The 25,188-nt window shown below is 54.4% G+C and carries 26 protein-coding genes and 27 other annotated features; of the genes, 15 read left to right on the plus strand and 11 right to left on the minus strand.

Going from position 1 to position 25,188, the window contains the following annotated elements; translation table 11 throughout:
• Positions 1 to 21: 21 nt before the first annotated feature.
• The 7 genes from solA to yceL form a co-directional block, all read right to left on the minus strand.
• The gene (gene solA, locus STM1160; RefSeq protein ID NP_460131.1) for a putative sarcosine oxidase occupies positions 22 to 1,149 on the minus strand. Within the gene, positions 22 to 1,140 belong to an annotated coding region; the region does not span the whole gene.
• Positions 1,144 to 1,149 (minus strand) — a ribosome-binding site (putative RBS for solA; RegulonDB:STMS1H001427). Its footprint overlaps the gene before it by 6 nt.
• 103 nt (positions 1,150 to 1,252) lie before the next feature.
• Positions 1,253 to 1,519, minus strand: a protein-coding gene (gene yceP, locus STM1161; RefSeq protein ID NP_460132.3) for a putative cytoplasmic protein. Within the gene, positions 1,253 to 1,507 belong to an annotated coding region; the region does not span the whole gene.
• Positions 1,514 to 1,519, minus strand: a ribosome-binding site (putative RBS for yceP; RegulonDB:STMS1H001428). (Overlaps the previous gene by 6 nt.)
• 277 nt (positions 1,520 to 1,796) lie before the next feature.
• The gene (dinI, locus tag STM1162; RefSeq protein NP_460133.1) for a DNA damage-inducible protein I occupies positions 1,797 to 2,054 on the minus strand. Within the gene, positions 1,797 to 2,042 belong to an annotated coding region; the region does not span the whole gene.
• Positions 2,049 to 2,054 (minus strand) — a ribosome-binding site (putative RBS for dinI; RegulonDB:STMS1H001429). It overlaps the preceding gene by 6 nt.
• Positions 2,055 to 2,115: 61 nt before the next feature.
• The gene (pyrC, locus tag STM1163; RefSeq protein ID NP_460134.1) for a dihydro-orotase occupies positions 2,116 to 3,240 on the minus strand. Within the gene, positions 2,116 to 3,162 belong to an annotated coding region; the region does not span the whole gene.
• Positions 3,170 to 3,175 (minus strand) — a ribosome-binding site (putative RBS for pyrC; RegulonDB:STMS1H001430). Its footprint overlaps the gene before it by 6 nt.
• Positions 3,212 to 3,220: a -10 signal (putative -10_signal for pyrC; RegulonDB:STMLTH004476), on the minus strand.
• Positions 3,215 to 3,231: a protein binding site (putative binding site for PurR, RegulonDB: STMS1H000357), on the minus strand. It overlaps the preceding feature by 6 nt.
• Positions 3,232 to 3,240 (minus strand) — a -35 signal (putative -35_signal for pyrC; RegulonDB:STMLTH004476).
• Positions 3,241 to 3,266: 26 nt before the next feature.
• Positions 3,267 to 3,837, minus strand: a protein-coding gene (gene yceB, locus STM1164) for a putative outer membrane lipoprotein (RefSeq protein NP_460135.1). Within the gene, positions 3,267 to 3,827 belong to an annotated coding region; the region does not span the whole gene.
• Positions 3,832 to 3,837: a ribosome-binding site (putative RBS for yceB; RegulonDB:STMS1H001431), on the minus strand. (Overlaps the previous gene by 6 nt.)
• A gap of 114 nt (positions 3,838 to 3,951) precedes the next feature.
• Positions 3,952 to 4,609 (minus strand): glutaredoxin 2 gene (gene grxB / locus STM1165; RefSeq protein NP_460136.1). Within the gene, positions 3,952 to 4,599 belong to an annotated coding region; the region does not span the whole gene.
• Positions 4,604 to 4,609, minus strand: a ribosome-binding site (putative RBS for grxB; RegulonDB:STMS1H001432). Its footprint overlaps the gene before it by 6 nt.
• 53 nt (positions 4,610 to 4,662) lie before the next feature.
• Positions 4,663 to 5,879, minus strand: a protein-coding gene (gene yceL / locus STM1166) for a putative MFS superfamily transport protein (protein ID NP_460137.1). Within the gene, positions 4,663 to 5,871 belong to an annotated coding region; the region does not span the whole gene.
• Positions 5,874 to 5,879: a ribosome-binding site (putative RBS for yceL; RegulonDB:STMS1H001433), on the minus strand. Its footprint overlaps the gene before it by 6 nt.
• Before the next feature lie 208 nt (positions 5,880 to 6,087).
• Positions 6,088 to 6,093 (plus strand) — a ribosome-binding site (putative RBS for rimJ; RegulonDB:STMS1H001434).
• On the opposite strand from yceL, the gene rimJ reads away from it, so the two are divergent.
• From rimJ to mviN, 4 genes are all read left to right on the plus strand, one after another.
• The gene (gene rimJ, locus STM1167; RefSeq protein ID NP_460138.1) for an acetylation of N-terminal alanine of 30S ribosomal subunit protein S5 occupies positions 6,088 to 6,692 on the plus strand. Within the gene, positions 6,108 to 6,692 belong to an annotated coding region; the region does not span the whole gene. Its footprint overlaps the feature before it by 6 nt.
• A 16-nt stretch (positions 6,693 to 6,708) precedes the next feature.
• Positions 6,709 to 6,714 (plus strand) — a ribosome-binding site (putative RBS for yceH; RegulonDB:STMS1H001435).
• Positions 6,709 to 7,375, plus strand: a protein-coding gene (gene yceH / locus STM1168; RefSeq protein NP_460139.1) for a putative cytoplasmic protein. Within the gene, positions 6,728 to 7,375 belong to an annotated coding region; the region does not span the whole gene. Its footprint overlaps the feature before it by 6 nt.
• Positions 7,364 to 7,369: a ribosome-binding site (putative RBS for mviM; RegulonDB:STMS1H001436), on the plus strand. It overlaps the preceding gene by 6 nt.
• Positions 7,364 to 8,300, plus strand: a protein-coding gene (gene mviM / locus STM1169; protein NP_460140.1) for a putative virulence factor. Within the gene, positions 7,377 to 8,300 belong to an annotated coding region; the region does not span the whole gene. Before yceH ends, mviM begins: the two co-directional genes overlap by 12 nt.
• A 253-nt stretch (positions 8,301 to 8,553) precedes the next feature.
• Positions 8,554 to 8,559, plus strand: a ribosome-binding site (putative RBS for mviN; RegulonDB:STMS1H001437).
• Positions 8,554 to 10,139, plus strand: a protein-coding gene (gene mviN, locus STM1170) for a putative virulence factor (RefSeq protein NP_460141.1). Within the gene, positions 8,565 to 10,139 belong to an annotated coding region; the region does not span the whole gene. Its footprint overlaps the feature before it by 6 nt.
• Before the next feature lie 81 nt (positions 10,140 to 10,220).
• Here mviN and flgN read toward each other — a convergent pair.
• The 3 genes from flgN to flgA all read right to left on the minus strand — a co-directional run bounded on the left by flgN (position 10,221) and on the right by flgA (position 11,706).
• Positions 10,221 to 10,643 carry a flagellar biosynthesis protein gene (gene flgN, locus STM1171; RefSeq protein NP_460142.1) on the minus strand — a complete coding sequence of 141 codons (423 nt, stop codon included), beginning with the start codon at positions 10,641 to 10,643 and terminating at the stop codon, positions 10,221 to 10,223.
• Between the two features lie 4 nt (positions 10,644 to 10,647).
• The gene (flgM, locus tag STM1172) for an RflB protein (protein NP_460143.1) occupies positions 10,648 to 10,953 on the minus strand. Within the gene, positions 10,648 to 10,941 belong to an annotated coding region; the region does not span the whole gene.
• Positions 10,948 to 10,953: a ribosome-binding site (putative RBS for flgM; RegulonDB:STMS1H001438), on the minus strand. (Overlaps the previous gene by 6 nt.)
• 79 nt (positions 10,954 to 11,032) lie before the next feature.
• The gene (gene flgA, locus STM1173; RefSeq protein ID NP_460144.1) for a flagellar biosynthesis protein occupies positions 11,033 to 11,706 on the minus strand. Within the gene, positions 11,033 to 11,692 belong to an annotated coding region; the region does not span the whole gene.
• Positions 11,701 to 11,706 (minus strand) — a ribosome-binding site (putative RBS for flgA; RegulonDB:STMS1H001439). It overlaps the preceding gene by 6 nt.
• A 134-nt stretch (positions 11,707 to 11,840) precedes the next feature.
• Positions 11,841 to 11,846, plus strand: a ribosome-binding site (putative RBS for flgB; RegulonDB:STMS1H001440).
• Between flgA and flgB the strand changes: the two genes are divergently transcribed.
• The 11 genes from flgB to flgL all read left to right on the plus strand — a co-directional run bounded on the left by flgB (position 11,841) and on the right by flgL (position 21,699).
• The gene (flgB, locus tag STM1174; protein ID NP_460145.1) for a flagellar biosynthesis protein occupies positions 11,841 to 12,265 on the plus strand. Within the gene, positions 11,849 to 12,265 belong to an annotated coding region; the region does not span the whole gene. (Overlaps the previous feature by 6 nt.)
• Positions 12,255 to 12,260, plus strand: a ribosome-binding site (putative RBS for flgC; RegulonDB:STMS1H001441). (Overlaps the previous gene by 6 nt.)
• Positions 12,255 to 12,673, plus strand: a protein-coding gene (gene flgC / locus STM1175; protein ID NP_460146.1) for a flagellar biosynthesis protein. Within the gene, positions 12,269 to 12,673 belong to an annotated coding region; the region does not span the whole gene. The genes flgB and flgC overlap by 11 nt, the downstream gene beginning before the upstream one ends.
• Positions 12,673 to 12,678 (plus strand) — a ribosome-binding site (putative RBS for flgD; RegulonDB:STMS1H001442). Its footprint overlaps the gene before it by 1 nt.
• Positions 12,673 to 13,383, plus strand: a protein-coding gene (flgD, locus tag STM1176; protein ID NP_460147.1) for a flagellar biosynthesis protein. Within the gene, positions 12,685 to 13,383 belong to an annotated coding region; the region does not span the whole gene. (Overlaps the previous feature by 6 nt.) Before flgC ends, flgD begins: the two co-directional genes overlap by 1 nt.
• A gap of 14 nt (positions 13,384 to 13,397) precedes the next feature.
• Positions 13,398 to 13,403: a ribosome-binding site (putative RBS for flgE; RegulonDB:STMS1H001443), on the plus strand.
• Positions 13,398 to 14,621 (plus strand): hook protein gene (gene flgE / locus STM1177; protein ID NP_460148.1). Within the gene, positions 13,410 to 14,621 belong to an annotated coding region; the region does not span the whole gene. Its footprint overlaps the feature before it by 6 nt.
• A 7-nt stretch (positions 14,622 to 14,628) precedes the next feature.
• Positions 14,629 to 14,634, plus strand: a ribosome-binding site (putative RBS for flgF; RegulonDB:STMS1H001444).
• Positions 14,629 to 15,397, plus strand: a protein-coding gene (gene flgF, locus STM1178) for a flagellar biosynthesis protein (RefSeq protein ID NP_460149.1). Within the gene, positions 14,642 to 15,397 belong to an annotated coding region; the region does not span the whole gene. (Overlaps the previous feature by 6 nt.)
• A 2-nt stretch (positions 15,398 to 15,399) precedes the next feature.
• Positions 15,400 to 15,405: a ribosome-binding site (putative RBS for flgG; RegulonDB:STMS1H001445), on the plus strand.
• Positions 15,400 to 16,193 (plus strand): flagellar biosynthesis protein gene (gene flgG / locus STM1179; protein NP_460150.1). Within the gene, positions 15,411 to 16,193 belong to an annotated coding region; the region does not span the whole gene. It overlaps the preceding feature by 6 nt.
• A gap of 48 nt (positions 16,194 to 16,241) precedes the next feature.
• Positions 16,242 to 16,247 (plus strand) — a ribosome-binding site (putative RBS for flgH; RegulonDB:STMS1H001446).
• Positions 16,242 to 16,946, plus strand: a protein-coding gene (gene flgH / locus STM1180) for a flagellar biosynthesis protein (RefSeq protein NP_460151.1). Within the gene, positions 16,248 to 16,946 belong to an annotated coding region; the region does not span the whole gene. It overlaps the preceding feature by 6 nt.
• A gap of 2 nt (positions 16,947 to 16,948) precedes the next feature.
• Positions 16,949 to 16,954: a ribosome-binding site (putative RBS for flgI; RegulonDB:STMS1H001447), on the plus strand.
• The gene (gene flgI, locus STM1181) for a putative flagella basal body protein (protein ID NP_460152.1) occupies positions 16,949 to 18,055 on the plus strand. Within the gene, positions 16,958 to 18,055 belong to an annotated coding region; the region does not span the whole gene. (Overlaps the previous feature by 6 nt.)
• Positions 18,041 to 18,046, plus strand: a ribosome-binding site (putative RBS for flgJ; RegulonDB:STMS1H001448). (Overlaps the previous gene by 6 nt.)
• Positions 18,041 to 19,005 (plus strand): flagellar biosynthesis protein gene (gene flgJ, locus STM1182; protein NP_460153.1). Within the gene, positions 18,055 to 19,005 belong to an annotated coding region; the region does not span the whole gene. The genes flgI and flgJ overlap by 15 nt, the downstream gene beginning before the upstream one ends.
• Positions 19,006 to 19,058: 53 nt before the next feature.
• Positions 19,059 to 19,064 (plus strand) — a ribosome-binding site (putative RBS for flgK; RegulonDB:STMS1H001449).
• The gene (gene flgK / locus STM1183) for a hook-filament junction protein 1 (RefSeq protein ID NP_460154.1) occupies positions 19,059 to 20,731 on the plus strand. Within the gene, positions 19,070 to 20,731 belong to an annotated coding region; the region does not span the whole gene. (Overlaps the previous feature by 6 nt.)
• Positions 20,731 to 20,736: a ribosome-binding site (putative RBS for flgL; RegulonDB:STMS1H001450), on the plus strand. (Overlaps the previous gene by 1 nt.)
• Positions 20,731 to 21,699, plus strand: a protein-coding gene (gene flgL / locus STM1184) for a hook-filament junction protein (RefSeq protein ID NP_460155.1). Within the gene, positions 20,746 to 21,699 belong to an annotated coding region; the region does not span the whole gene. (Overlaps the previous feature by 6 nt.) Before flgK ends, flgL begins: the two co-directional genes overlap by 1 nt.
• Before the next feature lie 256 nt (positions 21,700 to 21,955).
• On the opposite strand, the gene rne is transcribed toward flgL, so the two are convergent.
• Complete coding sequence (gene rne / locus STM1185) at positions 21,956 to 25,159, minus strand: RNase E (RefSeq protein NP_460156.1); 3,204 nt, start codon at positions 25,157 to 25,159, stop codon at positions 21,956 to 21,958.
• Between the last annotated feature and the right edge of the window lie 29 nt (positions 25,160 to 25,188).

Here is a 25,188-nt window from a genome sequence, read left to right on the forward strand (position 1 = left end):
CCCCTTTACGGGGCCGACAAATTATTGGCTAAAACGGGAAAGCCGGAACGGCGTCAGATCAAAGGAGGGCGTTTTTCCCAACGCAAAATCCGCAGCGATTTCTCCTAACACCGGGGCGAATTTAAAACCATGTCCGCTGAGTCCAGTGATGACAAGCGTGTTCTCATGGCCAGGCAGCGTATCGATAATAAAATCCTCGTCCGGCGAATTATCATAGGTACATGCCGCCCCATGTAAACAACCGCCGATACCCGGCAGTACGTTACGCAGGAAAGGAAATGCTTCCGCGCCATCGCTGGCAACGGCGGCAAAGGGCTTGCGCTCTTCCGGAGCTTGTATTAGCTGTCCGCCATTGTGTTTGCCGATTTTTAACTCGTCGTTCTCCGCCGGGAAGCCGTAATATTGATCGCCGTTGGGCATTTCGCCGGTAAAGGCCGGAAAGCGGTTTTTAGTGCTGTAACGCCCATCCGCCTTAAACCAGGCAAAAACTTTACGTACGGGCTGAACGGGCAGCTCCGGTACCAGCGCTTTGACCCAGGTGCCCGCGCTAATCAGCGCCTTGCTGGCGTGGTAGCAGCCTTCACTCGTCTCTATCGTCACACCGTTATCATCATGGTGAATATGGCTTACCGGGCTGTTAAATAGCTGTGCGCAGCCTGCCTCTCGGGCCAGACGAAGCCATGTGGTAATGGCTAATTCGCTGCGCAGGAAACCGGAGTCAGCTTCAAACAGCCCGATATAATTATCGGGCACGCGAATTTCCGGCCAGCGCGTCATGAGGGCCGTCGCGTCCAGGCGCTCGACGTTCAATTGCCACTGTTGCGCGCTTCGTGCGACGTTGGCTAAGAAAGCGGAATCGGCCGGGCCGAGGTTGACGACGCCGGAGCGGACAAAAATAGGCTCTTCATTGTGTGTGGAGAGTTCATCCCAAAGCGTCTGGGCGCGAAGCACCAGCGGGACATATTTTTCGCCTTCACCATAAGCGTGGCGGATAAGACGGGTATCGCCGTGGTGGCTGCCCTGTTGATGAGGCGGCATATGCGCATCGGTCATCAGGACCTTTAGCCCGGCGCGGGTGGCGTAATAACCAGCGGCGGCGCCAACCGAACCGCTGCCGATAATAATAAGGTCGTATTTCATCAGCTTCTCTCTGCTATCGCGATGATTTCAGGGTAAATAACTGCGCTGAGATATACAAGCCAGAAATAAGTGAGGCACCTTACGGTGCCTGAGAGAGGGGGAGCGCGTCACGCTAATGGCGACGATACTCGTTTTCCTGGTAATCGCCTGATTCTATTTTGGCGATGCCGGCTTCTAATATTGAAATAAATTGCCTGGCTACATCTGTTGTTAACCAGAGCGTTTGACCAACTTCAGTCCCTTCCGGTTCCGGACGATTTGGGGTCTGGTAGTGTAAACGCAGCATCAGCGCATCATAGCTATCGACGGTGCTGATGTCCCATCCTACAAGCGGATGGGTCTGAATGACTTCATTATTCTTTTCCATCATGCCCCCCTGGTACGTGTTATAAGACAACGGTTCTCGAGGTTCAATGCGTGTTTTTCTTCTGAAGCAACTTCAGTATACCAATTAATAAGGCTATTCACTGCGTTTTTAAAGAGACCGGAGGATAAATTTCTCTTTTTAAGAATTATATGAACAATAAAGCGGCAGTTCATTCATATTTTTTTAGGATGTTGTGCAATTATTTTGAGGGTCAGGTGAAATATTCATCAGTTGCGCAAATAAAAAAGCCGGGGCGACCCGGCAAACATACATCACTGCATATCATTTTTTATTCATTGATGAACCAGTCATCAGCGCTCTCCCAGGTCTCCTGGAGAATCTCGCTAATGCGTTCTTTGTCCTCTTTTGATGCGCCAATGACGGACAAGTTGTTGGCGGTAGCGTAACGCACGGTGACGTTACCCAAATTCTCCGGAAAATGATGGCTAATACGGCGGGAGAGTTCGCCCGCCAGCGCATCAATCGCACCGGCAGGCAGAGGTGACGTTTTGGCTATAGTGACTTCAATACGCATAATGGCCCCCTGTTGAATATACTGGATATATATACAGTTAAATCCAGTATATAGCAACAGGTAAGCGCATTTTTTATTTTTTTACTGACCAGCGTACTGTTTCACCCGCTAAAAAAGGCACCAGAGAATCATCAGCCAGCGCGATATTTCCCGGTATCTGTTGTTCATCGCGAACCAGTTCCACCCACCCCGTATTCATCGGCAGGCCATAGAATTGCGGGCCATTCAGTGAACAGAACGCTTCAAAGTGCGCCAGCGCGTTCATTTCCTCAAACACGGCGGCATAACTGCCAAGGGCGGAGGGGGCGTTGAAACAACCGGCGCAGCCGCAACTGGTCTCTTTACGATGACGTGAATGCGGCGCTGAATCCGTCCCCAGGAAGGCGCGCGTAAAACCACTGGCAACCAGTTCGCGTAACGCCTGCTGGTGAATATTGCGTTTCAGAATCGGCAGACAGTACAGGTGAGGACGAATGCCGCCGACCAGCATATCATTACGGTTAAACATTAAATGTTGAGGCGTAATGGTAGCCGCCAGGTAGTCGTTGCCGTCACGTACATACTGCGCGGCATCTTTGGTCGTGATGTGCTCAAAGACCACTTTAAGCGCGGTCAGACGCTGGCGTAGCGGTTCCATTACGGTGTCGATAAAACGCGCTTCACGATCGAATATATCAACATCCGCATGGGTCACCTCCCCGTGGACCAGCAATGGTATTCCGAGTTTTTCCATCCGCTCCAGTACCGGCATGATAGCGTCGACTGACGTTACGCCATGACTGGAGTTAGTGGTGGCATTGGCCGGGTAAAGCTTAGCCGCAGTAAATACGCCTTCATGGAAACCACGCTCCAGTTCATCGGCATCGAGCGAATCCGTTAAATAGCAGGTCATTAACGGCGTGAAATCATGCCCGGCGGGCACCGCATCGAGAATACGCTGGCGGTAGGCGATCGCTGCATCAACGGTCGTGATGGGGGACGCCAGGTTCGGCATCACGATAGCGCGACCATAAATTTCGCTGGTATAGGGTACGACCGTTTTTAACATGTCGCCATCGCGAAGGTGAACGTGCCAGTCGTCCGGGCGGCGGATCTTTAAAACCTGGGATGGTGCAGTCATTAATAAGCTCCGGCTGAGGAATAGTCTTTTTGCCGGAAACAAAGGATAAGCGGAAACGTTTTCGTTTGCACGTAAAAAAAAGGGCGCGAGCGCGCCCTCCGAAATCAATTGGTGAAAGGAATAACGATTTCACCAGGTTTAACTTCAATGCCTTTCGCGAGTTTCTTTGCTAACGCTTCGCCTTTACTGCTGTCCTCACGCAACACGTAAGCGGGCCGCTGGTTAAAGTAGCTACGTAAAGACTGATTTAAATAAGGCAGGAGCGTTTGTAGCACCGATTGCATTTTCTCCGGCGTCACGGTGGCGTCTACTACTTCCATCTCCTGAAGATAGATGGCGCCTTTTTCTTTATCAAAGACCGGCAGGGCTTTTAGCTTGAGTTTCATCGTCGCTTTTTGACTGCCAAACAGGGAATTCATATCCAGCCTGGCATCGCCAGTAAGGGTGACTTTATTAGGTTCTTCCCGACCAATCTGGCTGACAAGGTTAGTCAATACGATATGCGCGTCGGCAATGCCGGGCAGACCAATATCTTTTGAGAAATTATTCCGTTTTTCAAGCGCTTGATTGATTTCTTGTTCGCTAATGGTGTATTGCGTAAGTTGATTACAACCCACTAACAGGCCGCTAACTACCAGCGCAGCGGCAAAAAAAAACTTTTTCATGGCGTTCCTTAGCATGTTGCCTGTGCCCTAATCTTGACACAAAGCAGCATGTCGCGCCAGCGGACATGGTGCCACTAGAAAAAGCTGAAAAAGGCGGCAAGAAAGGGTTGCCGCCTGGCGGGAGTTAGATAGCCATTGAGGAGAGTAAATTAATTTGCGTCTGCTTTGCCATATTATCGCGATAGTCCGCGACTTTTGTCGGCCAGTGGATACCGGCGACCAGCGTCAGATTACGCAGAAGCGGAAACAGATGAATATCATCTTCCGATAATTCGCCGTTAACGGCGTTAGGCTGTACGATGAGTTTATCCAGCAAACGTAAATCATCGCCGATCTTTTTAATCAGTCCTGCAGAGTGCGCAAGATGGTTGTCAAAACTGCCAGATGAGGCTTCTTTTTTGCGGATAAAATACTGACGCGCCGCAGGGGTAGAAAATTCATCGAAAGCGGATTTTGCAAATCGCGGCAGCAGTAGCTGATTAACGTAACCGTTAACTTTGCGCAACCACTCTTCAATGGCTGGATTGCGTTTCCCGGTTAACAGCGGTTTGCCGTCGAGGTTGTCGACATAATGTACAATATCCATACTTTCAGGAAGGTAGCGACTATCATCTTTTTGCAGGATGGGCACCATCTTTTGACCAATCATCCGGGTGGGCGTCGCCTCGTCGTCATTTTGTAACACGTTAAGTTCAACGGGGATGTTCTTCAGGCCGAAAATCATGCGGGCTTTAACGCAGAAAGGGCAATGATCGTAAATATAAAGCTTCACGTTTCTCCTCCATTTGACTGTCGGTATCTGACCAGTATGGAGGAGATAGCGACAGGTATCAAATCAGGCGCCGGGTTCCAGCATCCGGCGCGGCGTGCGTTTATGACTAAATTGCCAGCCTAAAGCCAAAAAGGTGATAAAGCCGATAATACCGAGCATCATCCACGGTAGTTCAGGCTGCGCAAGCGCTTTCCCCATATCAAACAACCAGCCGCCGCCGATATAACCAATCGCGCCGCCAATGGCTAATCCCAGACGGCTAAAGCCCATATAGCTTCCCCGCGCCCTCGCGTCTGCGAGCGACGCGCTGAGCGTTTCGCGCGCCGGTTCGGCGATAACCGAGCCGATGTAGAAAGCGCAAATAAGCGTAAAAAGCTGCTGTAAATTGCCCACCATCCCGATGGGGAGCATGCTCAGCGACATGACGAGCAAACCGGCCATCAGCCGATGCTCCAGCCGAAAACGCTTTTCGCTCCAGCGGGCAATCGGGTAGAGCAACGTCAGCGAGAGACACGCCTCAATAGCGTACATCCATTTCACGGCAGCAGGCGAACCGGCGATATCGTTTACCATAATCGGCAGCATTAACATGACCTGTACCGCCAGCATATAGTAGCCCGCCAGCGTCAGCACGTAGGTTACAAACCTTTTATCGCTCATGACGCGGCGCATTCCTTCACGCACCGGCGTTCTGACCGTTGATAGCTTCCAGGCCGGAAGCAGCCATGCGTTGAAAAGGGCGCATAATATGAACAAAATAGCGCCCGTCGCGCAGACCAGGCGAAAATCGTATTGTAGCAACCAGCTTCCCAGCAGCGCGCCAATCACCGCACCCGCGCTGTCCTGCATCATCAACAGAGAGAAGAAGCGGTCCCGTTGCTCCGGACGAATTAATTTGACCACCAGCGCTGAACGCGGCGGGTCGAAAAGCGTACCGCCGAGACCGGAAAGAAAGCAGGAAAACCACAAGAGCCAGGGCTCATGCGCGATACCCATGGTGGCAAAGCCTGCGGCGCGCATCAGCATACCGGTGACAATCATCGGTTTCGCGCCAAAGCGATCGGCGATGGCGCCGCCAAAAATGCCCAGACCTTGTTGAATAAACTGGCGCAGGCCGAGCGCGATCCCTACCATTACGGCAGCCCACCCCATTTGATCGACAAAGCGAATAGAGATGAGCGGGAAGACGACGAAAAAACCCAGCACCACCAACATGTTATCGATGAGAAGAAAATATTTACCCAGGTTCCTCGCCTGCGAGACGCGCGACATTTCCCCTCCCGGGAAATAAAAGATGAGCGTCTTCTATTCTGCGGCGGCGTTTCGTTTTTTCCTACCGTTAGCGGGACAATATTTTTTTATCAAAAGTCCTTTTTAATCGAGAGTTTTCATCAAAATGTGGCAGCAATTCAAAAAATGACGATTTGCGCTTTTCACAGAGCCTGGTTGCGCAAGTATAGTAATGTTACTGGCGTGCTGAAGACGTTACAGGAAGGAGTAGGTATAGAATGTTTGGCTATCGTAGTAACGTGCCAAAAGTGCGCTTAACCACCGATCGTCTGGTGGTACGTTTAGTGCATGAGCGTGATGCCTGGCGTCTGGCCGATTATTACGCGGAAAATCGTCATTTTTTAAAACCCTGGGAACCGGTCCGTGATGAAAGTCATTGTTATCCTTCAGGATGGCAGGCGCGTCTGGGAATGATCGGTGAATTTCACAAACAGGGCTCCGCCTTCTATTTCGCGCTACTTGATCCGGAAGAAAAAGAAATTATCGGCGTGGCGAATTTTTCCAATGTGGTGCGCGGTTCTTTTCATGCCTGTTATCTGGGCTATTCCATTGCGCAGAAGTGGCAGGGGCAAGGGCTGATGTTTGAAGCCTTAACCGCTGCGATTCGCTATATGCAGCGCACTCAGCATATCCACCGTATCATGGCGAACTATATGCCGCACAACAAACGTAGCGGCGCGTTGCTGGCGCGGCTTGGCTTTGAAAAAGAAGGCTATGCGAAAGATTACCTGTTGATTGATGGACAATGGCGCGACCATGTCCTGACGGCGTTAACCACGCCGTTATGGACGCCGGGGCGTTGAGCGGCTTACGGAATGAGAGGCAAAGGGAGAAAACGATGAAATATGAATTAACCGCCACTGAAGCGCGAGTGATTGGCTGTCTGCTGGAAAAGCAGGTGACAACGCCGGAACAGTATCCGCTTTCCGTCAACGGCGTGGTGACAGCCTGTAATCAGAAAACCAACCGTGAACCGGTGATGAACCTGACGGAACAAGAGGTACAAGAACAGCTCGATAACCTGGTGAAACGCCACTTTTTGCGTACGGTCAGCGGGTTTGGCAACCGCGTCACCAAATATGAACAGCGTTTCTGTAATTCCGAATTTGGCGATCTGAAACTTAGCGCGGCGGAAGTGGCGCTCGTCACTACGCTGCTGCTGCGTGGCGCGCAAACGCCCGGCGAGTTGCGTAGCCGGGCGTCGCGGATGCATGAATTCAGCGATATGGCGGAAGTTGAATCCACGCTGGAACGGCTTGCCAGTCGTGAGGACGGCCCGTATGTCGTCCGTCTGGCGCGTGAACCGGGTAAGCGCGAAAGCCGCTATATGCACCTTTTTTGCGGCGACGTCGATGAACTGTCTCTCCAGACGTCTGCGCCGGAAAGTGCGTCGGGCGATCTTCAGTCGCGCGTCGAAGCGCTGGAAAGCGAAGTGGCGGAGTTAAAGCAGCGGCTGGATTCTTTGTTAGCTCACCTGGGAGAGTAATGTGAGAACATTACGGATTGGCATTGTCGGGTTAGGCGGTATTGCGCAGAAGGCCTGGCTGCCGGTATTAACCAACACCGCCGGATGGACGTTACAGGGCGCCTGGTCTCCTTCGCGGGATAAAGCCTTACGTATTTGCGAAAGCTGGCGCATACCGTATGTGGATTCGCTGGCGAATTTAGCGTCCAGCTGCGATGCGGTCTTTGTCCACTCCAGTACCGCAAGCCATTATGCCGTGGTCAGCGAACTTCTCAATGCCGGCGTCCATGTCTGCGTGGATAAACCGCTGGCGGAAAATCTACGTGATGCCGAACGGCTGGTGGCGCTGGCGGCGCAAAAAAAATTGACGCTGATGGTTGGCTTTAATCGCCGTTTCGCGCCGCTGTACCGCGAACTGAAGACGCGCCTCGGCACTGCGGCGTCACTACGTATGGATAAACATCGTACCGATAGCGTCGGGCCGCACGACTTACGTTTTACTTTGCTCGATGACTATCTGCATGTCGTGGATACCGCTCTGTGGCTGGCGGGCGGCGAGGCGCGCCTTGCCAGCGGCACGTTGCTCACCAGCGAGTCCGGCGAAATGTGCTATGCGGAACATCATTTTTCCGCCGACAAACTACAAATTACCACCAGTATGCACCGGCGCGCCGGAAGTCAGCGTGAATCGGTCCAGGCCGTCACCGACGGCGGGCTATATGACGTGACGGATATGCGTGAATGGCGCGAAGAGCGCGGGCAGGGTATTCTCATCAAACCCATTCCTAGTTGGCAAACGACGCTTGAACAGCGTGGTTTTGTCGGATGCGCGCGGCATTTCATTGACTGCGTACAAAATCAGACGGTTCCGGAAACGGCGGGGGAGCAGGCGATTTTGGCCCAGCGCGTCGTGGAGGCGCTGTGGCGGGACGCCATCAGCGAATAACCCTCTGTAACATCTGGCGGTAGTAATTCATCGTAATCCAGGTACTATACCCTCAATAATTCGAGTTGCAGAAAAGCTAACGCACATGCAGCTCGAAGTATGGCGGGTATATATGCCCACTCTACACAATACCTCTTTTCACAGTGAATAATGGCAAACCGTGGGGAGTCTGTAAGGCCTGATAAGACGTTTTAACGTCGCCGTCAGGCGCGGTGATACAGCCGGATACGGCAGAAGTTGCGTTATCCGGTCGATGGATCAGCCATGCAGGAGTTTTACGCCAGGGTCTGGAATACAAAAGAAATGAATTTATTGAAATCGCTGGCTGCCGTCAGCTCGATGACTATGTTTTCACGCGTGTTGGGCTTTGCCCGTGATGCGATTGTCGCCAGAATTTTTGGCGCAGGGATGGCGACCGACGCCTTTTTTGTGGCGTTTAAACTCCCTAATTTACTACGCCGGATCTTTGCCGAAGGCGCTTTTTCTCAGGCCTTTGTGCCTATCCTGGCGGAATATAAGAGCAAGCAGGGTGAAGAAGCGACGCGGATCTTTGTCGCTTACGTTTCCGGCCTGTTGACGCTGGCATTGGCCGTCGTGACGGTGGCCGGTATGCTGGCCGCCCCGTGGGTGATTATGGTAACCGCGCCGGGTTTTGCCGATACTGCGGATAAATTCGCGCTGACGACGCAACTGCTGCGGATTACATTTCCCTATATTCTGCTGATCTCGCTGGCTTCACTGGTTGGCGCCATTCTCAACACCTGGAATCGCTTCTCTATTCCCGCTTTTGCGCCGACATTTCTTAATATCAGCATGATCGGTTTTGCATTATTCGCCGCGCCATACTTTAATCCGCCGGTGCTGGCGTTAGCCTGGGCAGTCACCGTTGGCGGCGTGCTGCAACTGGTGTATCAACTTCCGTATTTGAAAAAGATCGGTATGCTGGTGCTGCCGCGCATTAACTTTCGCGACACCGGGGCGATGCGGGTGGTCAAACAGATGGGGCCGGCGATTTTGGGCGTTTCCGTCAGTCAGATCTCCCTTATCATCAATACCATTTTCGCCTCGTTTCTGGCCTCCGGCTCGGTCTCATGGATGTACTATGCCGATCGGTTGATGGAGTTCCCGTCCGGCGTGCTGGGCGTGGCGTTGGGGACCATCTTGTTGCCGTCATTGTCGAAAAGCTTTGCCAGCGGCAATCATGATGAGTACTGCCGCCTGATGGACTGGGGGCTGCGTTTGTGCTTTTTACTGGCGTTGCCGAGCGCGGTAGCGTTAGGCATTCTGGCGAAGCCGCTGACGGTCTCGCTGTTTCAGTACGGTAAATTCACCGCCTTTGATGCGGCGATGACGCAGCGGGCGTTAATCGCCTATTCGGTGGGGCTGATTGGCTTGATCGTCGTAAAAGTGCTGGCTCCGGGCTTCTATTCTCGCCAGGATATTAAAACGCCGGTGAAAATCGCCATAGTGACGTTAATCATGACGCAGTTAATGAACCTGGCGTTTATTGGACCGCTGAAACACGCCGGGCTGTCGCTCTCTATTGGTTTGGCGGCATGTCTCAATGCGTCGCTGCTGTACTGGCAACTGCGCAAACAGAATATCTTTACGCCACAACCGGGCTGGATGTGGTTCCTGATGCGTCTGATCATTTCCGTACTGGTGATGGCCGCCGTATTGTTCGGCGTGTTGCATATTATGCCGGAGTGGTCGCAAGGGTCGATGCTATGGCGTTTGCTGCGTTTGATGGCGGTAGTGATCGCGGGTATCGCGGCCTATTTCGCCGCGCTTGCCGTGCTGGGCTTTAAAGTGAAAGAGTTTGTTCGCCGGACGGCGTAAATTCAGTGCCTGATAGCGCTGTGCTATCAGGCCTACAAGGCATTCAGGCCGGAAAGGCGCAACGTCGCCATCCGGCAATGATTAGATAGAAATTTTTTTACCGCCGCGGTGAGAGACGGAAGTCTGACCGTCAGCCCCGTACAAGGTCGGCTCCTGGTGAGGTTTCAGCACCTCCAGCGCCTGTTGATTACGCTCGATTTGCCCTTCCAGCAGCCAGCCGTTGTGCTGGTTGAGGTCGCGAAGATGCTGCGTTTTTTCGGTAATCGCCTGCCAGCGCTCTGCAATGTCATCGTTTGCGCTACGCTGCGCATTCTGCTCCAGACGGCGCTGTTGTTCCAGATAATCCAGCGTCGCCAGCAACGAGCTTTTTTCTTCTGTAATACGCTGTAGCTGGCTGCCGTTAATCTGGCCTACGGAAAGCTGTTGTTGCTCGGCGTCCATCACCGTCTTCAGGTCATTCAGGACGGTGGTCATCTGGTCAAGTATTTCTGACAAACGAGTCATACGCTTATTTACTCTGTAAGTAGCTCTGCGCCTCGCGAATGAGCGAGTCTGCTATTTTTCCCGTATCCATTTTTAACTCACCGTTACGGATAGCCGTTTTTAATGCTTCGACGCGTTCCATATTAATGTCGCTGACGCCTGGCTGCATGAGCTTCGCTTGCGCGTCGCTTAACGTTACGCTGGCGCTCGTCGCGGCGGACGTTTTTTCCTGACGCGTTTTTTGTACCGGCGTGTCGCTGGTTTCGCGCGTCTGGACAGTGCTAACGGGTTTCAAAGGTGAGGTACGGTCAATGCTCATTTATTTATCCTCATCGAGGGTTACGTTGTAGCGGCCAGCTACCATCATGGTTGAATATCTCATCGGCAGCCGCGACAAAATCTTTACACAATTATAGGTTAATAAGAATATTCCCATCAGAATCGACGGTTCCACTCACGATTTGACCCGATGTCATGCGCACGCGCGCATTTTGCGCGACGGCAGCATTATTCATCGCCTGACCTTCCGCATTGACGCTGAACCCCTCGCCATTGGCGATGACCTGTACTCGTTGCCCCGCTTTGACGCGCCAGGCCTGACGTATCATCGTAAGCTGTACCGGCTGCCCGGGAGCGAGATCGCGCAAACTGACGGCATCCTGAATCTGACGGATATCCAGTACCGTCCGCGGCGGTAACTGATCCAGCCTGCCACGTTTTAGCGTGACGTTGGCCGGCGTCAATTTTCCGCCGCGCGCGATGGGCGCGGCAACGGCGACATAATTGCCGGTCGCTTGCACATTCACCTGCAAATAACGTTTTTCATTGGCGCAGCGCGCCACCACATTGACGTTGCCCCACAGCTTCGCGCTGCCCGTCATGCTGAAGGCTGGCTGTTCGCAGCTCGGTAGCAGATTGGGCGATGAACGGAGCGTGACAACCACCTCGTCGCTGAAGCCAGCCAGACGCTGGGAAAACCACGTGGTCAGCTGGGCGTTGATGTCCTGCGCCATTGTCAGGGGGCTGAACAGCAAAGCCGCCACGGCGAATCCTCGTTTTAACGTTTGCATGGTACTTCCCCCTGGTTGATGTCATGACAGGATTCTACCCGTGTGAAGCAAGCATCAACGCAATAAATAGCGACGCATTTTGCGTTTATTCCGGCGATAACGCGCGCGTGAAGGCATTTAAGCTGTCGGCTGAATTTTGCCATTTGCGGAGGAGATATGCTCGACAGGCTCGATGCCGCCTTACGATTTCAGCAGGAAGCGCTAAATCTGCGCGCGCAACGTCAGGAAATATTAGCGGCGAATATCGCCAATGCCGATACGCCGGGGTATCAGGCGCGCGATATTGATTTTGCCAGTGAGTTAAAAAAGGTGATGGTGCGTGGACGGGAAGAAACCGGCGGCGTCGCGTTAACGTTGACTTCCTCTCACCATATTCCCGCCCAGGCGGTCTCTTCTCCCGCAGTGGATCTGCTTTATCGCGTACCCGATCAGCCTTCTTTGGATGGTAATACCGTAGATATGGACAGGGAACGTACGCAGTTTGCGGATAACAGTCTCAAATATCAGATGGGGCTTACCGTTCTGGGTAGCCAACTCAAAGGCATGATGAATGTGCTACAGGGAGGAAACTAATTCGTGGCGCTGTTAAACATTTTTGATATTGCCGGATCGGCGCTTGCCGCACAGTCCAAACGGTTGAACGTTGCGGCCAGTAACCTGGCGAATGCGGATAGCGTCACCGGCCCGGACGGACAGCCTTATCGCGCCAAACAGGTGGTTTTTCAGGTGGACGCCGCGCCGGGTCAAGCCACTGGCGGGGTAAAGGTCGCCAGCGTGATTGAAAGTCAGGCACCGGAAAAGCTGGTTTATGAGCCAGGCAATCCGCTGGCGGACGCTAATGGTTACGTCAAAATGCCCAACGTCGATGTGGTCGGCGAAATGGTCAACACGATGTCAGCCTCGCGCAGCTATCAGGCAAATATCGAAGTCCTGAATACCGTAAAAAGCATGATGCTTAAAACGCTGACATTAGGCCAGTAAAGGAGGCGCGTATGTCTATTGCCGTAAATATGAATGACCCGACCAACACGGGCGTCAAAACGACGACCGGCAGCGGATCGATGACCGGAAGCAACGCTGCCGATCTGCAAAGCAGTTTCCTGACCTTACTGGTCGCGCAATTGAAGAACCAGGACCCGACTAACCCATTACAAAATAATGAGTTAACGACACAGTTGGCGCAAATCAGTACCGTGAGCGGCATTGAAAAACTGAATACGACGCTGGGGGCTATTTCCGGGCAAATCGATAATAGTCAGTCCCTACAGGCGACCACGCTGATTGGACATGGCGTTATGGTGCCTGGCACCACAATTCTGGCGGGTAAAGGCGCGGAAGAAGGGGCCGTGACGTCCACGACGCCGTTTGGCGTGGAATTGCAACAGCCTGCGGACAAAGTGACGGCAACCATTACCGATAAAGATGGCCGGGTGGTACGGACGCTGGAGATCGGTGAGTTGCGAGCCGGGGTACACACCTTTACCTGGGATGGTAAGCAAACGGACGGAACAACGGTACCGAATGGTTCTTACAACATTGCGATTACCGCCAGCAATGGCGGGACGCAACTGGTGGCGCAGCCGCTGCAATTCGCTCTGGTACAGGGCGTGACGAAGGGCAGTAACGGCAACCTGTTGGATCTGGGTACCTACGGCACCACCACACTCGACGAAGTTCGGCAAATAATCTAAGCCCTTACACTTATCAGGAGTCAGTCATGTCTTTTTCTCAAGCGGTTAGCGGCCTGAACGCTGCGGCCACCAACCTTGATGTTATCGGTAATAACATCGCCAACTCCGCCACCTATGGCTTTAAGTCCGGTACGGCATCATTTGCCGATATGTTCGCCGGTTCCAAAGTGGGGCTGGGCGTAAAAGTGGCGGGGATTACCCAGGATTTTACCGACGGTACGACAACGAACACCGGGCGCGGGCTGGATGTCGCGATTAGCCAGAACGGTTTTTTCCGCCTGGTAGACAGCAACGGTTCCGTGTTCTATAGCCGCAACGGCCAGTTCAAACTGGACGAGAACCGTAACCTGGTCAATATGCAGGGGATGCAGTTGACCGGCTATCCGGCCACCGGTACGCCGCCGACCATTCAGCAGGGGGCGAATCCTGCGCCGATCACCATTCCGAACACGCTGATGGCGGCGAAATCGACCACCACCGCGTCAATGCAGATCAACCTGAACTCAACGGACCCTGTACCGTCTAAAACGCCCTTTAGCGTGAGTGATGCGGATTCGTATAACAAAAAAGGCACCGTCACCGTTTATGACAGCCAGGGTAATGCCCATGACATGAACGTCTATTTTGTGAAAACCAAAGATAATGAATGGGCCGTGTACACCCATGACAGCAGCGATCCTGCAGCCACTGCGCCAACAACGGCGTCCACTACGCTGAAATTCAATGAAAACGGGATTCTGGAGTCTGGCGGTACGGTGAACATCACCACCGGTACGATTAATGGCGCGACAGCGGCCACCTTCTCCCTCAGCTTCCTTAACTCCATGCAGCAGAACACCGGGGCTAATAACATCGTCGCCACCAATCAAAACGGCTATAAGCCGGGCGACCTGGTGAGCTACCAGATTAACAACGACGGCACCGTGGTTGGCAACTACTCCAACGAGCAGGAGCAGGTGCTGGGGCAGATTGTGCTGGCTAACTTCGCCAACAACGAAGGTCTGGCATCCCAGGGCGATAACGTCTGGGCGGCGACGCAGGCTTCCGGGGTTGCGCTGCTGGGGACTGCCGGTTCCGGCAACTTCGGTAAGCTGACGAACGGCGCGCTGGAAGCCTCTAACGTGGATTTGAGTAAAGAGCTGGTGAATATGATCGTCGCGCAGCGTAACTACCAGTCGAATGCGCAGACCATCAAAACCCAGGACCAGATCCTCAATACGCTGGTTAACCTGCGCTAAGCGCCTGACGGGATAGCTTAATGGATCACGCAATTTATACCGCCATGGGGGCGGCCAGCCAGACGCTTAACCAGCAGGCGGTAACGGCCAGCAACCTGGCTAATGCCTCAACGCCGGGCTTTCGCGCGCAGCTTAACGCGCTACGCGCGGTGCCCGTTGATGGCCTCTCTTTAGCAACGCGCACGCTGGTTACGGCGTCGACGCCGGGGGCGGATATGACCCCGGGTCAGTTGGACTACACCTCCCGTCCGCTGGATGTCGCGTTACAGCAGGACGGCTGGCTGGTAGTGCAAGCGGCGGATGGCGCTGAAGGATATACCCGTAACGGGAATATCCAGGTGGGTCCGACCGGGCAGTTAACCATTCAGGGACATCCGGTTATCGGCGAAGGCGGCCCGATTACCGTTCCTGAAGGGTCGGAAATCACCATTGCGGCAGACGGCACGATCTCCGCGCTCAATCCCGGCGACCCGCCAAACACGGTGGCGCCCGTTGGGCGACTGAAGCTGGTCAAAGCGGAAGGCAATGAGGTGCAGCGGAGCGATGACGGTTTATTCCGCCTTACCGCCGAGGCACAGGCTGAACGCGGGGCGGTACTGGCCGCCGACCCGTCAATTCGCATTATGTCGGGCGTGCTGGAGGGCAGTAACGTCAAGCCGGTTGAAGCCATGACCGACATGATCGCCAACGCACGTCGTTTTGAAATGCAGATGAAGGTTATCACCAGCGTAGATGAGAACGAAGGGCGAGCTAACCAACTGCTGTCGATGAGTTAATACAGGACATTTTATGATCAGTTCATTATGGATCGCCAAAACCGGTCTGGACGCGCAGCAAACCAATATGGATGTGATTGCCAATAACCTGGCAAACGTCAGCACCAATGGTTTTAAGCGTCAGCGCGCGGTATTTGAAGATCTGTTGTATCAGACCATCCGCCAGCCGGGCGCGCAGTCGTCCGAGCAGACGACGCTGCCTTCAGGGCTGCAAATCGGTACCGGCGTGCGTCCGGTCGCCACGGAGCGTCTGCACAGTCAGGGGAACCTGTCGCAGACCAACAACAGTAAAGATGTGGCGATTAAAGGGCAGGGCTTTTTCCAGGTCATGCTGCCGGACGGTACGTCTGCTTATACCCGCGACGGCTCTTTCCAGGTGGATCAGAATGGTCAACTGGTGACGGCGGGCGGTTTTCAGGTGCAGCCGGCAATCACCATTCCGGCCAACGCGTTAAGCATCACGATTGGCCGCGACGGCGTGGTCAGCGTTACCCAGCAGGGGCAGGCCGCGCCGGTTCAGGTCGGGCAGCTTAACCTGACCACCTTTATGAACGACACCGGGCTGGAAAGCATTGGCGAGAACCTCTATATCGAAACGCAATCGTCCGGCGCGCCGAACGAAAGCACGCCGGGGCTCAACGGCGCGGGGTTGTTGTATCAAGGGTATGTCGAAACGTCGAACGTTAACGTGGCGGAAGAGCTGGTGAACATGATTCAGGTTCAACGCGCCTATGAAATTAACAGTAAAGCAGTATCGACGACCGATCAGATGCTGCAGAAACTGACGCAACTCTAAGGGGCCGCCGGTGGGGGATACGCCACCGGCTCCCTGATTTTGAAGATGAAGGTAATGCAAAAATACGCGCTTCACGCTTACCCAGTTATGGCCCTGATGGTCGCGACGCTGACAGGATGCGCCTGGATACCCGCTAAACCGCTTGTGCAGGGGGCGACCACGGCGCAGCCGATACCTGGCCCGGTACCGGTGGCGAATGGCTCCATATTTCAGTCTGCGCAGCCGATTAATTATGGCTATCAGCCGCTTTTTGAAGATCGTCGACCGCGTAATATCGGCGATACGCTCACGATTGTGTTACAGGAAAACGTCAGCGCCAGTAAAAGCTCGTCGGCAAATGCCAGCCGCGACGGCAAAACCAGTTTTGGTTTTGATACGGTACCGCGTTATCTGCAGGGATTATTCGGTAATTCCCGCGCGGATATGGAGGCCTCCGGCGGCAACTCTTTTAACGGCAAAGGCGGCGCGAATGCCAGCAATACCTTTAGCGGCACGCTGACCGTGACCGTCGATCAGGTTCTGGCCAATGGCAATTTACACGTCGTGGGGGAAAAACAGATCGCGATTAATCAGGGAACGGAATTCATCCGCTTCTCCGGCGTGGTAAATCCACGCACCATCAGCGGCAGCAACTCTGTTCCCTCGACACAGGTGGCGGATGCGCGGATTGAATATGTCGGGAACGGCTATATTAACGAAGCGCAAAATATGGGCTGGCTGCAACGTTTCTTCCTTAATTTGTCGCCGATGTAAGCGAGGTGTATGTGTTTAAAGCTCTTGCAGGAATCGTTCTGGCACTGGTTGCCACTCTGGCGCACGCCGAGCGTATCCGGGATCTGACCAGTGTCCAGGGAGTACGGGAAAACTCGCTGATCGGCTACGGGCTGGTGGTCGGGTTGGACGGTACGGGCGACCAGACGACCCAGACGCCATTTACCACTCAGACGCTGAATAACATGCTGTCACAACTGGGGATTACGGTCCCCACCGGCACCAATATGCAGTTGAAAAACGTGGCGGCGGTGATGGTGACGGCGTCGTATCCGCCTTTTGCGCGACAGGGACAAACGATCGATGTCGTTGTTTCCTCAATGGGGAACGCTAAAAGTCTGCGTGGCGGGACGTTATTAATGACGCCGTTAAAAGGGGTGGACAGCCAGGTGTATGCTTTGGCGCAGGGCAATATTCTGGTCGGTGGCGCGGGCGCTTCCGCAGGCGGCAGTAGCGTGCAGGTTAACCAGCTTAATGGCGGGCGCATCACTAACGGCGCGATTATCGAACGCGAGTTGCCGACTCAGTTCGGCGCTGGCAACACCATTAATCTGCAATTGAACGACGAAGATTTTACGATGGCGCAGCAAATTACCGACGCCATCAACCGCGCGCGCGGTTACGGCAGCGCCACTGCGCTTGATGCGCGAACGGTACAGGTACGCGTGCCCAGCGGCAACAGCTCGCAGGTGCGTTTTCTGGCGGACATTCAAAATATGGAAGTCAACGTGACGCCGCAGGATGCAAAAGTCGTGATCAACTCGCGTACCGGTTCGGTGGTCATGAATCGGGAAGTCACGCTGGATAGCTGCGCTGTGGCGCAGGGCAATTTGTCAGTGACAGTCAATCGCCAGCTCAACGTCAACCAGCCGAATACGCCATTTGGCGGCGGGCAGACCGTGGTGACGCCACAGACTCAGATAGATTTGCGTCAGAGCGGCGGATCGCTACAGAGCGTGCGTTCCAGCGCCAATCTGAACAGCGTAGTGCGTGCGCTGAATGCGCTTGGCGCGACGCCGATGGATCTGATGTCGATTTTGCAGTCCATGCAGAGCGCGGGCTGTCTACGCGCCAAACTGGAAATCATCTGATGATCGGAGACGGTAAATTGCTGGCCAGCGCGGCCTGGGATGCGCAATCTCTGAACGAACTGAAAGCGAAAGCGGGCCAGGACCCGGCGGCGAATATCCGTCCTGTGGCCCGTCAGGTGGAAGGGATGTTTGTGCAGATGATGCTGAAAAGTATGCGCGAGGCTTTACCCAAAGATGGTTTATTCAGCAGCGATCAGACGCGTCTGTATACCAGCATGTATGACCAGCAGATCGCCCAGCAGATGACCGCCGGTAAGGGATTGGGGCTGGCGGATATGATGGTTAAACAGATGACCAGCGGGCAGACGATGCCTGCGGATGACGCGCCGCAAGTACCGCTTAAATTCTCCCTGGAGACGGTAAACAGCTATCAAAATCAGGCGCTGACCCAACTGGTGCGCAAAGCCATACCGAAAACGCCGGACAGCAGCGATGCGCCGCTCTCCGGCGACAGTAAAGACTTTCTGGCCCGGCTTTCGCTCCCTGCGAGGCTGGCCAGCGAACAAAGCGGGGTGCCGCATCATCTGATTCTGGCGCAGGCGGCACTGGAGTCCGGCTGGGGGCAGCGGCAAATCCTGCGGGAGAATGGCGAACCCAGCTATAACGTATTTGGCGTGAAAGCGACCGCCAGTTGGAAAGGGCCGGTGACGGAGATCACCACCACTGAATACGAAAATGGCGAAGCGAAAAAAGTGAAAGCGAAATTCCGCGTCTATAGCTCGTATCTGGAGGCATTATCGGATTATGTCGCGCTGTTAACGCGTAACCCACGCTACGCTGCCGTGACCACTGCCGCCACGGCAGAGCAGGGCGCAGTGGCTCTGCAAAACGCCGGATACGCCACTGACCCGAATTACGCGCGTAAATTGACCAGCATGATTCAGCAGTTGAAAGCGATGAGTGAAAAGGTCAGCAAAACCTACAGCGCGAATCTCGACAATCTCTTTTAAATTGCTCAAGTCCACGTAGTCGCTGCCGATAACAACGAGTATTGAAGGATTAAAAGGAACCATCATGTCCAGCTTGATTAATCACGCCATGAGCGGACTTAACGCCGCGCAGGCCGCGTTAAATACGGTCAGTAATAACATCAACAATTATAACGTTGCGGGTTATACCCGGCAGACAACTATTCTGGCGCAGGCAAACAGTACGTTAGGGGCTGGCGGCTGGATAGGTAATGGCGTTTACGTTTCAGGCGTACAGCGCGAATATGATGCGTTTATCACTAATCAGCTACGCGGCGCGCAAAACCAGAGCAGCGGCTTAACCACGCGCTATGAACAAATGTCGAAAATCGACAACCTGCTGGCCGATAAATCCAGCTCACTGTCTGGTTCGTTGCAGAGTTTTTTTACCAGCCTGCAAACGTTAGTCAGTAACGCGGAAGATCCTGCGGCGCGTCAGGCGCTGATTGGTAAAGCGGAAGGGCTGGTAAACCAGTTCAAAACCACCGATCAGTATCTGCGCGATCAGGATAAACAGGTCAATATCGCGATTGGCTCCAGCGTGGCGCAAATCAACAATTACGCGAAGCAGATAGCTAACCTGAACGATCAAATCTCCCGTATGACGGGCGTAGGCGCGGGCGCATCGCCGAACGACCTGCTCGATCAGCGTGATCAGTTGGTCAGCGAGCTTAACAAGATCGTTGGCGTCGAGGTGAGTGTACAGGACGGCGGCACCTATAACCTGACGATGGCCAATGGCTATACGCTGGTGCAGGGGTCGACGGCGCGTCAGTTGGCGGCGGTTCCCTCCAGCGCCGACCCGACGCGAACGACTGTCGCTTATGTCGATGAGGCCGCCGGTAACATCGAAATTCCGGAAAAGTTGCTGAACACCGGTTCGCTCGGCGGGCTACTGACGTTCCGTTCTCAGGATCTGGATCAGACTCGTAATACGCTGGGCCAGTTGGCGTTGGCGTTTGCCGATGCGTTTAACGCGCAGCATACCAAAGGTTATGACGCCGACGGCAATAAAGGGAAAGACTTCTTTAGCATTGGCTCGCCGGTGGTATATAGCAACAGTAATAATGCCGATAAAACGGTATCGCTAACCGCTAAGGTGGTCGACAGCACGAAGGTTCAGGCGACGGATTATAAGATTGTTTTTGACGGTACAGACTGGCAGGTTACTCGCACTGCGGATAACACCACCTTCACGGCGACAAAAGATGCTGACGGAAAACTGGAGATTGACGGTCTGAAAGTGACGGTAGGGACCGGCGCACAGAAAAATGACAGTTTTCTTCTCAAGCCGGTCAGCAATGCTATCGTCGACATGAACGTTAAAGTGACAAATGAAGCCGAGATTGCGATGGCGTCTGAGTCAAAACTCGATCCTGACGTGGATACCGGCGACAGCGATAACCGCAATGGTCAGGCATTGCTGGACTTACAAAACAGCAATGTAGTGGGCGGCAACAAAACTTTTAACGATGCTTACGCCACGTTGGTCAGCGATGTGGGTAACAAAACGTCAACGCTGAAAACCAGCAGCACCACGCAGGCGAATGTGGTTAAACAGCTTTATAAACAGCAACAGTCGGTTTCCGGCGTTAACCTCGACGAAGAGTACGGCAATTTGCAGCGTTATCAGCAGTATTATCTGGCGAATGCGCAAGTATTGCAGACCGCGAATGCGCTGTTTGATGCGTTATTGAATATTCGCTAAAGGAGAAGGATGACATGCGTATCAGTACCCAGATGATGTACGAACAAAATATGAGCGGCATCACTAATTCTCAGGCCGAATGGATGAAGCTGGGCGAGCAGATGTCTACCGGTAAGCGCGTTACCAACCCATCTGACGATCCGATCGCCGCGTCGCAGGCGGTAGTACTCTCTCAGGCGCAGGCGCAGAATAGCCAGTACGCCCTGGCGCGTACGTTTGCCACCCAAAAAGTGTCGCTGGAAGAAAGCGTACTCAGTCAGGTGACGACGGCGATTCAAACCGCGCAGGAAAAAATCGTCTATGCCGGAAACGGCACGTTAAGCGACGATGACCGCGCGTCGCTGGCGACGGATTTACAGGGCATCCGCGATCAGCTGATGAACCTGGCAAACAGCACTGACGGCAATGGTCGCTATATCTTTGCCGGGTATAAAACGGAAGCGGCGCCATTCGACCAGGCGACAGGTGGTTATCATGGCGGCGAGAAAAGTGTTACCCAGCAGGTGGATTCCGCTCGCACGATGGTAATTGGCCATACGGGTGCGCAAATTTTTAATAGCATCACCAGCAATGCGGTGCCGGAACCGGATGGCTCGGACTCCGAAAAGAATCTGTTTGTCATGCTCGATACGGCAATTGCCGCACTCAAGACCCCGGTGGAAGGCAATAACGTGGAAAAAGAAAAAGCCGCTGCCGCCATTGATAAAACCAATCGCGGCTTAAAAAATTCGCTTAATAACGTCCTGACCGTTCGTGCGGAACTGGGAACGCAACTGAGCGAACTCAGTACGCTGGATTCACTGGGAAGCGACCGTGCGCTGGGACAGAAGCTACAGATGAGCAACCTGGTAGATGTGGACTGGAACTCGGTCATCTCCTCCTACGTCATGCAACAGGCGGCATTACAGGCGTCCTATAAAACGTTTACCGACATGCAGGGAATGTCGCTTTTCCAGTTGAACCGGTAACACCTCTTTTTGAAACATATCACGAAACTGGATATGTTTTGTCTGCCCGCGCCATCCACCCCGGCGCGGGCATTTTTTTAGTCGTCATTGAGTTAGTGGTCATATTGTCGCGCCCGTAGCGACGCCATCCGTACGTATTATCCCGCCCGATCTCATAAACGCCTGGAGTGACTAAAAGACGCCATGGGGTGAGGCATTGCCCTGTAAGGGGCATAAAAAAGCCGACCTGGCGGTCGGCTTTGTATCAGCATTTACATCATTCTACCGGCTGTGGGCGTGTCGCCGGGGCGCTGGCGTGACGTGTGGCGCTGTGTCCGCCTGCCGCGCCTTTACCTTCAAAGTGGAAGGAAGGCCGCTGCCAGTCGCTATGGTGCGGGGTTTCCGGCACATATTCCGGCGCTGGCGCACGCGTCATCGGCGCGCTGGCGTGATTATGATCGTCAACGCAGACAACGTCCTGCGACTTTTCCACCACCTGGGCCGGTGCGATAACGGTTTCTTCTGCCGTGTGCTCCACAACAGCCGCTTCCGCTTTTGTCTCTTCTTCTGGCTCGACAACGACAACATCAGCTACGTTTTCAGCCACCGTAATGGACGCGTCGGCGGTTTCTGCTACCGGTTCGGCGTCAGCAATAACCTCTTGCGCCACCGGCGTATCGCTTTCGGCAATCAGTTGCGGCTGTTCATCAACTGGCGCGGCAATCACTTCCGGATGCGTTGTCTCGACCTCGACGACTTCCGGCGCCTGTGGTTCGGCGACGGTCTGCGGCTCAACGGCAACGTTTTCTACTGCCTGTACCGACGCTTGTGGTTCGAGCGCTGCGGTCGCAGCGATAACCTGCTGTTCAGCGACAACCGGTTGTGGCAGCGCCAGATCTGCTTCACGCTGCTCGTCAACAACCTGCGTTTCCTGAGGACGGACAATCGGGTAGCGGATCCAGACTTTACCGGACGCCATTTCTGGCGACGCGCAGGCGACGGTTAACGGCATTGGCGATTGTGTCGGGTAGCGCTCGTCACGATAGCGACGGCGACGCTGACCGCTTACGCGCAGGTGGCGCGGAGAACGGCGGGAGCGACGCGGCATACCGGTATTATCGCGAGGTTCTACGCTATCATCCTGCTCTGGCGCGATATCGGCGACGACAGGTAAATCAACTTTCGCCAGCTCGGTACGCGGCGCTGGAACGGGCTGTTCAACGTTTTCAACCGGGCGCGGTTCGTCGACGACGACCGGCGTGTCAACCGTTTCAACCACTGCGCTGTTGGTAAAGCGGACTTTCTGATTAAGCTGGCGCTGCTTGCGGCGCGGCTGAACCTGCTGAACGCGTTCTTCCTGCTCGGTCTCCTGGACAGGTTGTTCTTCGCGGTTAAGCGCTTTTACTTCCTGCTGCGCCTGGCGCTTGTCATCATTGCGGCGGCGGCTGCGTTCGCGACGCGGCGTCTGTTGCTGTTCATCGCCGGTTTTCACTTTTTCCGCCGTTTCCTGCTGGCGGGTATCGCGCGCTTCCGCATTTTGCTGCTGCGTCTGGCGACGGTTACGACGATTATCGTCGCGGCTCTCGCCGCCGTCACGTCCGGCACGGTTATCACGGGTGTCGCGGCGTTCGTTACGATCGCGACGGTTGTTCTGCCGTGGCTTGCGACGATCCTGCTGACGCTCCGCTTTTTCTTCCGCTTTCGGCGCGGCTGTTTCGACGGTTTTCGTTTCTTCACCGCTGAACAGTTGTTTCAGCGCGTTAAGGAAGCGGCTAAACAGACCCGGCTGGGCAGGCTGCGCGGCGGCAACATTATCCTTTTTCGCCGTGGCGACGCTAACCGCCGGTTCGACAGGCGTCGGCGCCGGAGGCACATCTGGCATAGCGAATGTCGCCAGCGCAGGCTGCTCCGGGCGTTTACGCTCGGCGTACTCTTCTTCAGAAGGCAGCGCCATCGCTTCTTCGTGCAGCTTCGGCAGCATGTAGCTCAGGGTCGGCGTTTCTTCCCCTTTGCGTACGCGCAGCACGGAATAGTGCGGCGTTTCCATCTGATCGTTCGGGACGATGACACAGCGGACGCCATCCTGACGCGTCTCAATAGCGTTCACTGCCGTCCGTTTTTCGTTAAGCAGATAAGAGGCGATCGGCACCGGAACAATGGCATGGACTTCCTGCGTATTCTCTTTCAGCGCTTCTTCTTCAATCAGGCGCAGAATGGACAGCGACAGAGATTCGTTATCGCGCACGGTGCCGGTACCGCTACAGCGCGGACACACGTGATGGCTGGATTCGCCCAGAGACGGGCTCAGGCGCTGACGCGACATTTCGAGCAGGCCGAAGCGGGAAATATGGCTAATCTGAATACGCGCCCGGTCCTGACGCACCGCTTCACGCAGACGGTTTTCTACCGCGCGCTGGTGACGTACCGGCGTCATATCGATAAAGTCGATAACGATCAGGCCGCCCAGGTCGCGCAGACGCAACTGGCGGGCAATCTCATCGGCCGCTTCCAGGTTGGTATTAAACGCCGTTTCTTCGATATCGCCGCCGCGAGTCGCGCGGGCGGAGTTGATATCGATGGCGGTTAACGCTTCGGTACTGTCAATGACGATGGAGCCGCCGGAGGGCAGGCGCACTTCACGCTGGAACGCTGACTCGATCTGCGATTCGATCTGGTAATGGCTGAACAACGGGATTTCACCGGTGTACAGCTTAATTTTGCTGCTAAAATCCGGGCGGCCCAACGCGGCGATATGCTGACGCGCCATTTCCATCACTTTTGGATTGTCGATCAGGATTTCACCGATATCCTGACGCAGATAGTCGCGAAACGCGCGTACGATGACGTTGCTTTCCTGATGGATCAGGAACGGCGCGGGACGGCTTTCAGCGGCTTTCTGAATGGCCTCCCAGTGTTTCAGGCGGAAGCTTAAATCCCACTGCAACGCTTCGGCGGATTTACCCACGCCCGCGGTACGCACGATAAGCCCCATCCCTTCAGGAAGTTCCAGGCTGGCCAACGCTTCTTTTAACTCGGTACGATCGTCGCCTTCAATGCGACGGGAAATACCACCCGCGCGCGGGTTATTCGGCATCAGTACCAGGTAGCTGCCCGCCAGACTGATAAAGGTGGTTAACGCCGCGCCTTTGTTGCCGCGCTCTTCTTTATCGATTTGAACAATGACTTCCTGGCCTTCGCGTAACACGTCTTTAATGTTCGGGCGACCATGAGCGCTGTAGTTAGCGGGGAAATATTCGCGGGCAATTTCTTTTAACGGGAGGAAACCGTGGCGTTCTGCGCCGTAATCAACAAAAGCCGCTTCCAGGCTCGGTTCAATACGGGTAATTTTGCCTTTATAGATGTTCGCTTTTTTCTGCTCGTGTCCGGGGCTTTCTATATCCAGATCGTACAGACGCTGCCCATCTACAAGGGCGACGCGCAACTCTTCCTGCTGAGTCGCGTTGATTAACATTCTTTTCATCGTAACTTACTCATTATTCTTACGTTGAC

Origin of the sequence: Salmonella enterica subsp. enterica serovar Typhimurium str. LT2 (assembly GCF_000006945.2) — a bacterium.
Lineage (GTDB): Bacteria > Pseudomonadota > Gammaproteobacteria > Enterobacterales > Enterobacteriaceae > Salmonella > Salmonella enterica.

Bases quoted from the DNA above. Each gene is read 5' to 3' on its own strand.
- solA (NP_460131.1), bottom strand. From the start codon at position 1,140: ATGAAATACGACCTTATTATTATCGGCAGCGGTTCGGTTGGCGCCGCC.
- yceP (NP_460132.3), bottom strand. From the start codon at position 1,507: ATGGAAAAGAATAATGAAGTCATTCAGACCCATCCGCTTGTAGGATGG.
- dinI (NP_460133.1), bottom strand. From the start codon at position 2,042: ATGCGTATTGAAGTCACTATAGCCAAAACGTCACCTCTGCCTGCCGGT.
- pyrC (NP_460134.1), bottom strand. From the start codon at position 3,162: ATGACTGCACCATCCCAGGTTTTAAAGATCCGCCGCCCGGACGACTGG.
- yceB (NP_460135.1), bottom strand. From the start codon at position 3,827: ATGAAAAAGTTTTTTTTTGCCGCTGCGCTGGTAGTTAGCGGCCTGTTA.
- yceL (NP_460137.1), bottom strand. From the start codon at position 5,871: ATGTCGCGCGTCTCGCAGGCGAGGAACCTGGGTAAATATTTTCTTCTC.
- rimJ (NP_460138.1), top strand. From the start codon at position 6,108: ATGTTTGGCTATCGTAGTAACGTGCCAAAAGTGCGCTTAACCACCGAT.
- yceH (NP_460139.1), top strand. From the start codon at position 6,728: ATGAAATATGAATTAACCGCCACTGAAGCGCGAGTGATTGGCTGTCTG.
- mviN (NP_460141.1), top strand. From the start codon at position 8,565: ATGCAGGAGTTTTACGCCAGGGTCTGGAATACAAAAGAAATGAATTTA.
- flgN (NP_460142.1), bottom strand. From the start codon at position 10,643: ATGACTCGTTTGTCAGAAATACTTGACCAGATGACCACCGTCCTGAAT.
- flgM (NP_460143.1), bottom strand. From the start codon at position 10,941: ATGAGCATTGACCGTACCTCACCTTTGAAACCCGTTAGCACTGTCCAG.
- flgA (NP_460144.1), bottom strand. From the start codon at position 11,692: ATGCAAACGTTAAAACGAGGATTCGCCGTGGCGGCTTTGCTGTTCAGC.
- flgB (NP_460145.1), top strand. From the start codon at position 11,849: ATGCTCGACAGGCTCGATGCCGCCTTACGATTTCAGCAGGAAGCGCTA.
- flgD (NP_460147.1), top strand. From the start codon at position 12,685: ATGTCTATTGCCGTAAATATGAATGACCCGACCAACACGGGCGTCAAA.
- flgE (NP_460148.1), top strand. From the start codon at position 13,410: ATGTCTTTTTCTCAAGCGGTTAGCGGCCTGAACGCTGCGGCCACCAAC.
- flgF (NP_460149.1), top strand. From the start codon at position 14,642: ATGGATCACGCAATTTATACCGCCATGGGGGCGGCCAGCCAGACGCTT.
- flgG (NP_460150.1), top strand. From the start codon at position 15,411: ATGATCAGTTCATTATGGATCGCCAAAACCGGTCTGGACGCGCAGCAA.
- flgH (NP_460151.1), top strand. From the start codon at position 16,248: ATGCAAAAATACGCGCTTCACGCTTACCCAGTTATGGCCCTGATGGTC.
- flgJ (NP_460153.1), top strand. From the start codon at position 18,055: ATGATCGGAGACGGTAAATTGCTGGCCAGCGCGGCCTGGGATGCGCAA.
- flgK (NP_460154.1), top strand. From the start codon at position 19,070: ATGTCCAGCTTGATTAATCACGCCATGAGCGGACTTAACGCCGCGCAG.
- flgL (NP_460155.1), top strand. From the start codon at position 20,746: ATGCGTATCAGTACCCAGATGATGTACGAACAAAATATGAGCGGCATC.
- rne (NP_460156.1), bottom strand. From the start codon at position 25,159: ATGAAAAGAATGTTAATCAACGCGACTCAGCAGGAAGAGTTGCGCGTC.